We start from the raw sequence: 13,098 nt of genomic DNA, 5'->3' as shown, positions 1-13,098 counted from the left end.
GATGATCAAAACGATCCCCTCTTTTCACATGGCGGGGCTAAATGAATACCGGTGTTGTTGGCGCAATACCGGTTTCTTTTTTTATTTCATTGGGCGTGATATTATTTACATATGCTGGTTTTAATGGTGAATAAATTTGAAGGGCCGTTACTTACAACCCGGAGCCGTGATAACCACCTCTCCATCTTTAACTTCATATCTGGCGTTGATGGCGGCGCAGATCAGATCCAGTTGGTTGTAGAAACTTTCATTTGAGCAATCTGCTGTAATAGTGCAGTGGCTTAATTTCCCGGCGTCGTATACGATGGGAATTTTATAGACAGTTTTCATTTGTTCAAACACGCTGGCAACAGGGGCATCTGCAAAGACGAGACTTTGCACTTGCTTTACTTTGGTTTCATCAGAAGTAACAACTTCAGGAGCTTCAACTAATTTCTTTTCAAAATGCTTTTCCGCAACTGAATAGATCACCTGCTGATTGGGCGTTAACAAAATACCACCCAATTGTTTGGGAGCAGCAGTTTCGCTGGCTGATGCGTTCTCCTGCGCGTAAACACTCACTTTACCTGTCTTCACAATTACATGAATGTCTTTTTCTCCCTGAATACTTTTTACAATAAAGCTTGTGCCCAACACTTTCGTAACTATTTCATTTGCGAAAACGCGGAAGGGATGATTGGCATCTTTTGTAACGGTAAAAAATCCTTCTCCAGACAAATACACATCACGCGTTGCATTGCGCGCGAAAGTGGCACTGTAGCTAATCCGGCTTCCGGCGGCAAGTTCTACGCTACTGCTATCTGGCAATAGAATTTTTTGCGGACTTAGGGTTGAATTTATTCTTTCAATCAGGTCGTTATGACCTGAAACTACATCGGCATAACTATAGCTATTTTTCTTTCCACCGGAGAATAGAAAATAGCCGGATATCGCGCAGCCAAGTATAATAATTATGGATGCTGCTATTCGCATCCACGGCTGCACGAACATTCCGCGCACTACACCCTTTTGCTCAACAGGAAATGTTCTTATGGAACCCATTAACCGGTCAACTTCCTGCTGCAATTCTTCTTCGCCGGCTGTTTTTTCCTTCGTCTTTACAGACAAAAGAAGCAGCCTTGCTTCTTCTACAATTTCTTTGCTGGCAGGATTATTATTTATCCAGTTATTCCAGAATTGTTCGTCGGCAGGGTTTCCAAATCTCACCCAACGCATAAAATCAGGGTCCGTTACAAAATTCATTACAGTATACTGCCGGTAATCATTCATACTAAATGCAGGTTTTAGACAAAGAGTTCCCCTGATCTGAATTTTCTACTGGCTTTTTCGAAAGTTTTTTTTGAAAAAAGATGATGTTTTTTATGTTGAACCACGGAGACATTGCGGCACGGCGAAATACTTTTTTAATTGACAATTGAAAATGGACAATTGACAATGAAGGACATTTGTTTAGTGTAGATATCTCCTATCGTCGATATTTCTATCCTGGCTCATCGGAAAAAGTAATCACAACAGCACGGATAACATGTACCTCATAATGTGCAAGCTTGCAACCGCATCGTCTCCTCGACCGGAAAATTGGGTTAACCACAACCAAAAAGGTAATGACAGTAAGCCTGGTGTGATAGCCCGTAGGGCTTTAAGCTCAATAGAAAAGCCAATAATTTATGCTTCTTTTGTCCGTAGGACATTAACCCGTTTGTTGGTTAAAGTCCTAACGGACTATTAGGTTCTCGATTCAATCATTTCTATTGAGCTTAATTCGCTACGGGAAAAATTGTAACTTTTATAAAATCTGTCATTTGCACGACAGGAGAGGTCTCCCGAACATGCGCCAGATAAGAATATTTACGAGCATTCTATATGACGCATTTAACGAAACAGACATTTCATTTTCAATTGTCCCTTTTCAATTGTCCATTAATTGGCGATCATCATCGCCAATAGCGCACACGCTGCATTCGCGCCGGCATTGAGGGGCTGCTGCTTCCAGTATAAACGCAGCTTCTGGAGGCTTTCGTGAAGTAAATTATAGACGGACTGTTTGTTAATGTTCATCAACAAGGCAATTTCACCGGCAGTAAGTTGTTGATAAAAAGTAAGGTAGATAATCTCGCGCTGCCTGGCAGATAATTGTTCCAGTAGCAGACGCAGGCGTGCTGCCTGTTCTTCAGACACCTGCCGCTCAATGATAATTTTCTCAACATCAAAAACGGATTCAAATGCAGCCGGTTCAACATCTGACTCACCCAAAAAACGTTTTCTTTTTTCAATGCTTTTGAGAACAGTATTTTTTATTGCTTTTAACAGGTAAAACCGAATGGACACTATTTTATCCGCGTTGTGTCTGCGTTGCCAGAGATCAATAAAAACCTCCTGAATAGCATCTTTTACAAGCGCATCATCCTTTGCAAACTTATATGCATAGTTGTACAGGTCGTTGTAAAACTCTTTCATCAATGCTGAAAGAGCCGACTCCTCTCCTTGCTGCAACAACGCTAAGACTTCACAGTACGGCATTATTAGTTTGGCATTTAGAAAAGTAAATATAGCAAAACTGATATTACAGCAACGAAACTGTGAATTTTCGATTAACTTTTTAAAATTTTCAGCAAAAGGCGAATTGACTAACTGTTTTAAACGTCGTCTTCAGGATATTTTACGCCTCCTAAACTTCTGACCTTGTCCAGCATTTCCATCAACTTAAGCGTATCATCGAATGACATAATTGGACTTTCGGTAAGACCCTTTTTCAGACATTCGTTTACATGGCGGGCTTCATATTGATAGCCAAAACCAGGCTCCTTATCCACTTCAACTATCTGTTTACTGTCTACATGCTGTGGATAATATTCAATGGTAGCGGAAGGCTCGTAGAATCTTGTAGTCAACCTGATACGTCCTTTGTCGCCACATATATCAGCATCGGTGGCCAGGTTACTCGTGAATGTTGAATACAACTGAGCCATTGCACCATTCTTATAAGTAAATAACACAGCGCATTGCTCGTCAACTCCTGTAGCATTCGGCGAAACGGTAGCAGAAACGCTTTGTGGCTCACCCAGCATACTCATCGCCCAAAATATGTTGTAGATACCAATATCCAAAATAGTTCCACCGCCTAATGCCGGATCGAAGATCCTGGGCGCTATAGGTTCAACGGGCTTAAAACCAAAATTTGAGTGAAAACTTTTTACTTCGCCGAGCTCGCCATTAGCGATCATTTCGCGCACTTTATTGAAATGAGGCAGAAATTTCGACCACATCGCTTCCATCAGAAATACCTTCTTTTCTTTAGCCAACGCGATCATTTCCCTGGCCTGTCTGCTATTAATTGCGAATGGCTTTTCGCAAAGGACAGCCTTATTATAGTTAAGGCAAAGCAAGGTATTCTCGTAATGAAAACTGTGCGGCGTGGCTATATAGATCACGTCCACATCATCATTTTTTACGAGGCCTTCGTAACTGTCATGGATATATTGTACGGGAAAATCTTTAGCAAAAGCTTCTGCTGAGCTTAGAGAGCGCGAGCCAACAGCAACAAGTTCTGCATCTTCTACTAACTTTAAATCACTTGCAAACTTCCTTGCAATACGGCCCGGACCTAATATCCCCCATCTTATTTTTTCTTTCATGGCAGTTATTTTAAACGGCCCTGAAAGTAAATACTTTTAGGGAAAGAAGAAAGAGCGGTTTTTGCTATCGGCAGTCAGCTATCAGGTGTAAGGTTTCAGGCATCAGGATCAAGCGTGAGGCGTAAGGTGTGAGGTATGGCTTTGTTAAACTTTGTAAATCGCACGTCATACTTTAACATCGTACACCATATATCTAACGTCCCACATTCTCTCACGATGCTGCACCTCCGTACTTCGTAAATCGTACTTCGTACTTAAATCACACATCGTACATCTTACATCTAACACCGTACATCCGCTCATCCTTTCAAATTAACCAGCCTGTCAGCCTCATCAAAGTCGCCGATTATAGCAAGACTGTCCTTCATGCCATAAACAACAGAACCTTCTTCTGTAACGTCGTAGCCTTTTGCCTTGAGGTAATTTCTAAAGGCTGCTCGGTGATTTACATCGAACAGTGAAATAAGTTGCGAAAATGATGCGAAGGCTTTTTGATGACTTCCGGAATTTGCAGGTAACAGATATTTTGCATCGATTGTAACAAACATAATTCCATCGCCATAATCCGCAGCATAATAACAGCCAGATCCAAACAGTCCTGAAGCGATCATTGAAATGATCAGCCCTTCATTTTTGTCACCTTCAAATGTTGAGATCCGAAGAAGATCAATATCATTCTCTTCTCCATATTTTTTCAACAGAAAAGTTTGTTCCAACAAAGAGGCGGGAATGCCGGATTTATCATTGGCCCATGCAGCCAGCCAGGTACCTGACGACCATGTGCCAAGGATCTGAACAGGGAAGTGCAGATCTTCTCCGAATGTAATTTCTCCTGTGGCCATCTCAAATTGCCATGACCTGTCACCGATAAGATCCTCAAAGTTCCGCTGCTTTTCCAATACTATTCCGCCATACGTTTCCAGTAATTGTTGTACGGATGTAGCAGGAGGCAAATTGGTCGGCAACTTTGATTCCAGCGACTCTTTTTGCCCGAATAATTTTTTTAAAAAACTCATGCACAGCTAGGTTTAATGGTTTGCACCTGAAATCCACGTTTCAAATACAATTAAATATCTTTTTTATCTCCGTAACATTCATAAACCACCAAGATTAATGTTCTTTTCGTGCATGCAATCGTTGAGAGGGATATTGGAGAAATGAAGTATAAGTGGTCTTAAAAATAAATCAATTCGTTCACTCATGCAAGATGTTATGATTTTTTTTCGGTAAAACCCTCAACAATTATATGATTACAACGTTATTCTGCGATTACCTGCGCCAAATTTACTAAAACTTCAACTGCCTTGTACATATCCTTAACGCCTATCCACTCTTTACGGCTGTGAATAGCCTGCATACCCGTAAAAATATTGGGGCATGGCAAACCCATGAAGCTCAGCCTGCTGCCATCAGTACCACCGCGTATAGGCTCTTTCACAAATTCCAGTCCTGATCTTTTATATGCTTCTTCAGCCATCCGGGCTATGTCAGGATGCTCAGCCAACACCTCTTTCATGTTGCGATATTGTTCTGTAACATCAAATTCGAAAGTTGCTTTTGGATATTGTTGCAAAACTTCTTCAACAATAGCTTTTAGCCGCAATTCGTATTTGGCAAGATTCGAAGTTTCGAAATCACGGATAATAAAATCAAGTGTAGCCTGTTCAGCGATACCGTTTATACCAACAGGATGCACGAAGCCTTCCCTGCCGCTTGTTGTTTCCGGACTGAACGAATGCTTTGGCAGCATAGCAAGAATATCTCCGGCAATTTTAATAGCATTCACCAGTTTATCTTTAGCATAACCAGGATGAGCAATAACACCGTTAATTGTTATACGAACGGCATTCGCACTAAATGTTTCATCTTCAAATGTACCGGCTTCCCCGCCATCTAACGTAAAAGCAAAATCTGCACCCAGCTTTGCCAGGTTCACTTTCGCGGTTCCTTTACCCACTTCTTCGTCCGGTGTAAAAAGAATTTTTATTTCACCGTGTTTTACTTCTTTATGTGTAAGAAGATAATGAGCCATATCCATTATAATAGCAACCCCGCTTTTATCGTCTGCACCAAGCAACGTCAATCCGCTGGCCGTTATAATGTCGCTTCCGATATGTTTTTCCAGATAGGGATATTCGTTAACTGATAAAACCTGCGTACCATCATCAGGCAGAACAATGTCTTTGCCTTCAAATTTTTTGTGGAGTATGGGCTTTACATTGGTACCACTACAATCAGGAGCTGTATCTACATGCGCGCAAAAACACACCACCGGCCTTTTTTCGGAAATTGTTGCTGGTATTGTTGCATACACATAACCAAATTCATCTGCTTCAGCATCACGTATTCCCATCTCCTTAAGCTCCTGCGCCAAAAGGTTACTCAATTGCTTTTGCTTCTGAGTTGTGGGGAATGATGCTGAATCAACATCACTTTGAGTATCTATCTGAACGTAACGCATAAATCTCTCTGCAACAGTAAAAGCATAATTATCCATATCGGTCAATATTTTTTGGCAACACAAATTAAAAGTCAAAAACCAAAAGTCAAAAATCAAAAATGACCAGCCTGAATATTTTTTCAAACATTTACAGTTGTCAATTTTCAACCGTCCATTAATAAAAAGCTCCGCAAATCCGGGGATCTGCAGAGCTTCTCTCAATAAATTTATTGCTTATTACGGCATGATGATCAGTGGGCTTCCTCCAACTATTTCAACAAGCTCAATATCAAAAACAAGATCTTCACCTGCCAACGGATGATTGGCATCAAGCACAACAACATCTTCCAGCACTTCAGTAATTACAACAGGGATCTGTTGACCCTGACCATCGCTCATAGCCAGTTGCATGCCAACTTCAGGTGTCATATCTTCAGGGAAACGGTCTTTTGGAAACTCGGTGATATATTGGTCATTTCTTGGACCATAAGCTTCTTCAGCAGGAATTTCAACAGTTCTCTTATCACCAACACTCATACCTAAAACACCATTGTCAAATCCCGGAATTACCATCCCACTTCCCACTTCAAACTCAAGTGGCTCACGACCTTCACTGCTGTCAAAAGTAGTTCCGTCGGTTAACTTTCCGTGATAATGCACTCTAACTTTGTCACCTTGTTTTACTTGTTGCATAAATACATTTTGGTTGATTTTCGGAAATCAGCCCATCATTAATTGCAACAACGGCATAAACTGAAATCCGGCGGAAAGGTAAGAGTATAATCGGAAAATACATAACTCTTTTAACCTCATTTGCCGTCTACAAATCATTGAGGACCGAACTCTGTGGCACCTTAAAAGAAAATGGGCAATAATCATAAACGTTTATACATTAGCAGGTAAATAATCTGCATGAAACAGTTGATGTTATGCATGGCAATGTTTCTAATAGGATGTGCTGCCTTTTCTCAGCCGCGAACATCCAGGGCCACTGCCATATTACCCGGAGCCTTTCAAACAAGTGAATACATTCCATTATTAAAAGGTAAGCGCATTGGTGTTTTTGCTAATCAGACATCGATGATTAATCAGACACATCTCATCGATACGCTTACAAGACTGGGTATTACAATAACCAGGATATTCGGTCCTGAACATGGCTTTCGCGGTACAGCAGATGCAGGAGAAAAAGTGGACACATATAAGGATGAGGCGACAGGCATTACTGTAATTTCCCTATATGGAAGCAAAACAAAACCAACTCCACAGGATCTCATAGATGTAGACATATTGCTGTTTGACATACAGGACGTTGGTGTGCGGTTCTATACCTATATCTCATCCCTGCAGGGTTTGATAGAAAGTGCTATTTCGAATAACAAGCCGCTTATTGTTCTTGACAGGCCCAACCCCAACAGCTTTTATGTAGATGGTCCTGTGCTTGAGCCCACCTATAAAAGCTTTGTCGGAATGCAACCAGTTCCCGTAGTTTATGGCATGACCATTGGCGAATATGCTAAAATGTTACTTGGAGAACAATGGCTCGACTGGAAATTTATCCGCAAGCAGGATAAGCGTATTACCCTGGGTGAAGCACTGGGCTTTGAACAGGAAAGGCCGGATTTCAAACTAACGGTGATCAAATGCAAGAACTATACACATGCAAAAAAATATGAATTGCCGGTACAACCTTCTCCCAATTTGGCTGAGATGGGTTCCGTTTACTGGTATCCGTCCACCTGTTTTTTTGAAGGTACAGTACTAAGCGAGGGCAGAGGCACACCTCATCCTTTTCAAATATTTGGTCACCCGTCTTTGCCAAATTTCCTGTATGCATTTACTCCGGAAAGCACTGCTGGTGCAAAAGATCCGAAATTGAAAGACAAGCGTTGCTATGGGTGGAATCTCTTTGAAACAAAAGAGGCATTTCCTACACAAATACAGCTCCGTTGGTTGCTGAATGCATATAAACAATTTCCGGCAAAAGACTCATTCTTCATAAAACCAAAATCGGGCAGACCTGAAGATTATTTTTTCAACAAACTTGCAGGGAATAGCACACTTATGCAGCAAATAACAGAAGGCAGATCAGAGGAAGAAATTCGCGAGAGCTGGCAGCCGGCACTGGATGCATTTAAAAAAATAAGAAGAAAGTATTTGTTGTATGAGTAAATGGGCGAATGTGCGGATGTGCGAATATGCAAATGTGCGGATGTGCAAATGTGCAGATGTGTGAATGTGCAGATGTGTGAATGTCCGGATGTGTGAATGTGCGGATGTGTGAATGAAGTGTTTATTTAATTTTCGTGTGATTGTAAAATTGAGGGCGGTATTGGCAGGCAGGTTGCTAAATATGCAGATATTCGCGTTTTATAAGCTAAAGTTGTTGCGATGAAGAATTTTAAAGATCTCAGGATTGTTTTTATGGGTACGCCCGATTTTGCTGTGGCTTCGCTGAATGCGCTGGTTGAAGCAGGTGGAAATATTGTTGGCGTTATTACCGCACCTGATAAACCCGCAGGACGTGGCATGAAAATGAATGAAAGTGCTGTGAAAAAATATGCCGTTGAAAAAGGTCTGAATATTTTGCAACCTGAGAAACTGAAAAATCCTGAGTTTATTGAATCACTCAAATCGTTGAACGCAGATGTTCAAATTGTGGTAGCATTTCGCATGCTTCCGGAAATTGTATGGAACATGCCACCATCAGGCACCATCAACGTACATGGTTCGCTACTTCCCCAATACAGAGGAGCTGCCCCCATCAATTGGGCAATCATCAACGGAGAAAAGCAAACAGGCGTCACCACTTTTAAATTGCAACATGCCATAGATACCGGGAATATATTATTACAGGACACAATTGACATCAGTGAAGACGAAACCGCCGGCGAATTACATGATGAAATGATGATGGTCGGCGCGCGGCTACTTGTAAAAACATTGCAGCAACTTTCAGAAGGAACGTTGCAGGAAGTAAGCCAGTCATCCTTCCCCGAATCGGAACTTCGTCATGCGCCAAAAATATTTACCGAAACCTGCAAAGTTGATTGGAGTAAAAGTGTAGACGAAGTTCACAATCTCATTCGCGGTCTTTCACCATTCCCCGGCGCCTTCACTTATCTGAATGAAAAGATGCTAAAACTTTATCGCGGCAAAAGAGAAATTACAAATCACAGTTTTGAGCCGGGCTCTTTCCATACTGACCAAAAATCCTATTTAAAGTTTGCCTGCAGCGATGGCTTTATTCACATTACAGAGCTTCAGCTTGAAGGCAAAAAAAGAATGAAGGTTGAAGATTTTTTGAGGGGGCATCGATTCTCTTAATGGTGAAAAGTGAATAATCAATAGTGAAAGGTGCAGCAGCGTAATTTTACTCACGCCACGTAATTAATAGAACAAGATCTTATAAATGAAAAAGCGGAAGTAATCATTCTTACTTCCGCTTTTTTTATCTTATTTGAAAGAACAGTTGCACAGTTTTGTTGTCACAAAAATTCCGCAATTCGCACATTTCATTATTGACCATTCTCTGTTAAACTAGTAATGAATTGTGAAAAGACAAAGTGCCGCAGTGTTATCTATTCTGACTTAGTAATGATAGCGGCATTGAAGGATTATAATGGCGCCTGCCTCAACTTTATACACAAGCCTATGCTCAATATCTATTCGTCTGCTCCACCAGCCTGCCAAATCATATTTAAGTGGTTCCGGTTTGCCAACTCCAGTGTGGGGCGATTTAAAAGATTCTTTAATGAGCGTATTTATTTTCTTCAAAACATTTTTATCAGTTTTCTGCCAATACAAATAATCCTCCCAGGCTTCGTTAATAAAGATCACTTTCATTCTTCTATTAGTTTCTGTTCTTTTCCTTTGCCTTTGTTATATTCTTCAAGCGCACTCAAAATCCGGGCTGCATTTTTAGGACTTCGCAGTAAATAAAAAGTTTCCATAATACTATCATAATCTTGTTTCGACATCACCACGACATCTTCGCCTTTTGTTCTTGTAACAAAAAGGGCCGAATGATTAGTAAAGATTTTATCAAGATATTCCTTGAGGTGCTGTCTGAAAGACGAATAGGTCGTAATTTCCATCAAACTTCTTTTTTACAAAAATAGCAATTTCCACACCATATTGTACAAATAATTGTACAACAATTCCAATAACGTTGATAGGTGCATATGTACAAATAAAAAAAACTCATCAATACGATTTATTGTCGAAAATCATCTTTCAATAAAAATCAACTCTTACAAAACAAAAAGCGGAAGTAAAATGACTACTTCCGCTTTTTATCTTTTTTATTTGATAGAACAGTTGCACAATTTTGTTGTCACAAATTACTTCGCAACTCGCACCTTTCACTATTGACTATTCACCATTCACTTTCCTCATCCCAACGCCTGCACAATATCCTTAATAATGTCATCAACATATTCCAGCCCTACAGAAACCCTGATCAATCCCGGAGTTATGCCCACTGATAATCTTTCTTCTTCACTTAATTTGGAGTGCGTTGTACTTGCAGGGTGAGAAGCAATACTTCTTGAATCTCCAAGATTTGCCGTCATTGATAACATCTTCAATGAGTTCAGGAATTTCTTGCCTGCTTCCAGTCCGCCTTTTATTTCAAAACATACAATGCCACCGCCGGCTTTCATTTGTTTTTTTGCTATTTCATATTGAGGATGGCTTGGCAGGAAGGGATATTTTACCCAGGAAACATTGGGATGCTCTTCCAGTACCTGTGCCACTTTCAGGGCATTCTCACAATGTCTTTGCAAGCGCACATCCAATGTCTCCAGGCTTTTGCTTAAGACCCATGCATTAAATGGAGACAACGACGGTCCTGTATTTCTGCAGAACAGGTAAATTTCCCTTATCAATGCAGCATCACCAACAACAACTCCACCTAATACGCGTCCTTGTCCGTCTATCCATTTTGTCGCTGAATGCACAGACAAATTAGCACCGTATTCAATTGGCCTTTGTAACAACGGAGTTGCAAAGCAATTGTCCACATTCAAAATAAGGTTGTGCTTTTTAGCCAGCTGACCTGCCCACTCAAGATCAATGATCTCCAATTGAGGATTGGTTGGAGTTTCCAGGTAAATCATCTTTGTGTTTGGCTTAACAGCTTTCTCCCATGCATCTTTATCATCTGCAGCAACAAGTGTACACTCTATGCCGTATTTAGGTAGATATTTTGTAACAATGGTAAATGTGCTTCCAAACACTGAGCTGCAACAAATAAGGTGATCACCTTGTTTCAGCAAAGCAAACATCGAAGAAAAAACAGCTGCCATTCCCGATGCTGTTGCAAAGCCAGCTTCAGCCCCTTCCAGCGCCACCATTTTCTGCACAAATTCGTCTACGTTAGGATTGCTAAAGCGTGTATAAATATTATCATCGTTCTCTTCGGCAAAAGCACCTCTCATATCATCTGCCTCTTCAAACTTGAAGCTGCTGGTTAAATACAATGGTGTTGAATGCTCGCCCTGCCATGTTGTTGGCGTCTGGATACGGACAGCCTGTGAAATAGGATGTAAATTATTATCTGACATTATTAAGTTGTTGCGTTGTTTTAAACGGAAGAGAAGTCAAAGTCAAAAGTAAAAATTCAAAAGTCAAAAGCCTCTGTGCGACTTTCCATGTTTTGGCAACAGAACGAAGTCGCAAAATTTTTACTTTTTTCTTTTGACTTTTTACTTATGTATAAATACTTTCCAATCCAGCTCTGCACCAGCTTCTTTCAGGGTTGCAGCCACTGAACAATATTTGTCTACAGACAGTTCAACGGCACGTTTCGCTTTGTCTTCGTCAACATCTCCATAAATATGGAACTCTACGTTTATCGTTTTCCAAAGAGAAGGCTCTTTACCAGCTTCACGCTCGCCATCTACTACCATTTTGTAATCTCTTACTTCCTGGCGTTGTTTTTTCAAAATGCTGATGACATCAATAGCACTACAGCCAGCTAAGCCCATCAACAACATCTGCATTGGTCTTACACCGTAGTTATGCCCGCCGCTATCGGGACTTGTGTCCATTTTTACCGTATGCCCGTTTGCATCTGTGGCTTCGAAACCAAAATCGTTCTCTTTTCTTGATAGTTCAATCCTGATCATACCCTAAAATTAAAGTTTGCGAATTTATTCTATTTTGGGATAACATGCGTTAGCCGTTTAGGTATAACAAAAAACAATACTTTATAGTTGAGCTTTTTCAGACCCAATACTGCGCCATTTGAACATTTTGGGCTTTTTGTTTCCCGGGGAAGCATTTTAATGTAATTTCCGCGCCACTTATCAATAGATAATACATGAAAAACTTCTTTGATGTCTCCCATATTTTTTTCAATATCATGGGATATCCTATGAGTTATATTGAATTTTTTGGGGTGATTACAGGTTTAACAGCCATCTGGCTTTCCGCCAAAGCCAATATCTGGAGCTGGCCGATCGGCATCATCAATGTGATACTCGCCTTTATATTGTACTTCCAGGTTCAACTGTATCCGGACATGTTCCTGCAGATATTTTTCTTCGTGACAAATATTATCGGATGGTGGCGATGGGCCAATCCAAGACCGGAAGAGGAAGATAAAAAACACCAGTTGAAAGTGAGCTATATGCGTGTATCACAACTCACATTATTAATGGCATTAGGACTGGCAGGAACTGTTGTTGTAGGTGCAACAGCCAGTCGCCTGCACGAATGGTTTCCCATCGTGTTTGCCAAACCCAGCGCCTACCCTTACGCCGATTCCTTTATCCTGACCATGAGCATTGTAACCACTTTCTTCATGATCCAGAAAAAGATAGAATGCTGGATTATCTGGATTTTGGTTGATATTGTTGCCACCGTTCTTTATTATATCAAGGGCATCAAGTTCTATAGCCTCGAATATTTCGCATTCACCATCATTGCTACCTTCGGCTTGTTGCATTGGATGAAAGAATATAAAAAATACCAGAAAATCGGGAATGTATAATGTACGATGTCAGATGTACGGTGTAC

At 40.7% G+C, this 13,098-nt stretch carries 13 protein-coding genes; 3 read left to right on the top strand and 10 right to left on the bottom strand.

The window, feature by feature from the left end; translation table 11 throughout:
- Positions 1-147: 147 nt before the first annotated feature.
- From QTN47_RS05610 to QTN47_RS05585, 6 genes are all read right to left on the bottom strand, one after another.
- Complete coding sequence (locus QTN47_RS05610; RefSeq protein WP_369328347.1) at positions 148-1,269, bottom strand: FecR family protein; 1,122 nt, start codon at positions 1,267-1,269, stop codon at positions 148-150.
- A gap of 651 nt (positions 1,270-1,920) precedes the next feature.
- A complete protein-coding gene (locus QTN47_RS05605; RefSeq protein ID WP_369328346.1) occupies positions 1,921-2,520 on the bottom strand; it encodes an RNA polymerase sigma factor in 600 nt (199 codons plus the stop codon).
- Between the two features lie 116 nt (positions 2,521-2,636).
- Positions 2,637-3,635, bottom strand: a complete 999-nt coding sequence (locus tag QTN47_RS05600; protein WP_369328345.1) for a Gfo/Idh/MocA family protein — start codon at positions 3,633-3,635, stop codon at positions 2,637-2,639.
- Between the two features lie 299 nt (positions 3,636-3,934).
- Positions 3,935-4,651, bottom strand: a complete 717-nt coding sequence (locus tag QTN47_RS05595) for a DUF6882 domain-containing protein (RefSeq protein WP_369328344.1) — start codon at positions 4,649-4,651, stop codon at positions 3,935-3,937.
- A gap of 242 nt (positions 4,652-4,893) precedes the next feature.
- Positions 4,894-6,132, bottom strand: coding sequence for a peptidase T (pepT, locus tag QTN47_RS05590; protein ID WP_369328343.1), 1,239 nt, complete (start codon positions 6,130-6,132; stop codon positions 4,894-4,896).
- A 180-nt stretch (positions 6,133-6,312) separates the two neighbouring features.
- Entirely contained in the window at positions 6,313-6,768 is a 456-nt protein-coding gene (locus QTN47_RS05585) for an FKBP-type peptidyl-prolyl cis-trans isomerase (RefSeq protein ID WP_369328342.1), read from the bottom strand.
- Between the two features lie 219 nt (positions 6,769-6,987).
- On the opposite strand from QTN47_RS05585, the gene QTN47_RS05580 reads away from it, so the two are divergent.
- On the top strand, positions 6,988-8,247 hold the full coding sequence (locus QTN47_RS05580; RefSeq protein ID WP_369328341.1) for an exo-beta-N-acetylmuramidase NamZ family protein: 1,260 nt from the start codon (positions 6,988-6,990) through the stop codon (positions 8,245-8,247).
- A gap of 219 nt (positions 8,248-8,466) precedes the next feature.
- Positions 8,467-9,402, top strand: a complete 936-nt coding sequence (gene fmt / locus QTN47_RS05575; RefSeq protein WP_369328340.1) for a methionyl-tRNA formyltransferase — start codon at positions 8,467-8,469, stop codon at positions 9,400-9,402.
- A gap of 264 nt (positions 9,403-9,666) precedes the next feature.
- Here fmt and QTN47_RS05570 read toward each other — a convergent pair whose 3' ends face one another.
- From QTN47_RS05570 to QTN47_RS05555, 4 genes are all read right to left on the bottom strand, one after another.
- Positions 9,667-9,921: a Txe/YoeB family addiction module toxin gene (locus QTN47_RS05570; protein WP_369328339.1), complete on the bottom strand. Its 255-nt coding sequence runs from the start codon at positions 9,919-9,921 to the stop codon at positions 9,667-9,669.
- On the bottom strand, positions 9,918-10,172 hold the full coding sequence (locus QTN47_RS05565; protein WP_369328338.1) for a type II toxin-antitoxin system Phd/YefM family antitoxin: 255 nt from the start codon (positions 10,170-10,172) through the stop codon (positions 9,918-9,920). The genes QTN47_RS05570 and QTN47_RS05565 overlap by 4 nt, the downstream gene beginning before the upstream one ends.
- A gap of 297 nt (positions 10,173-10,469) precedes the next feature.
- Positions 10,470-11,642, bottom strand: a complete 1,173-nt coding sequence (locus QTN47_RS05560; RefSeq protein ID WP_369328337.1) for a trans-sulfuration enzyme family protein — start codon at positions 11,640-11,642, stop codon at positions 10,470-10,472.
- Between the two features lie 141 nt (positions 11,643-11,783).
- The gene (locus QTN47_RS05555) at positions 11,784-12,206 is read right to left on the bottom strand and encodes an OsmC family protein (RefSeq protein WP_369328336.1); all 423 of its coding nucleotides are present in this window, start codon (positions 12,204-12,206) and stop codon (positions 11,784-11,786) included.
- Positions 12,207-12,400: 194 nt separating this feature from the next.
- Between QTN47_RS05555 and pnuC the strand changes: the two genes are divergently transcribed.
- Positions 12,401-13,072 carry a nicotinamide riboside transporter PnuC gene (gene pnuC / locus QTN47_RS05550; protein ID WP_369328335.1) on the top strand — a complete coding sequence of 224 codons (672 nt, stop codon included), beginning with the start codon at positions 12,401-12,403 and terminating at the stop codon, positions 13,070-13,072.
- The last annotated feature ends 26 nt before the right edge of the window (positions 13,073-13,098 follow it).

The organism is Danxiaibacter flavus (genome assembly GCF_041060425.1).
GTDB classification, from domain to species: Bacteria; Bacteroidota; Bacteroidia; order Chitinophagales; family Chitinophagaceae; genus Danxiaibacter; species Danxiaibacter flavus.
The sequence above is the reverse complement of the archived record's forward strand: the minus strand, read 5'-3'. Positions and strand labels throughout refer to the sequence as shown.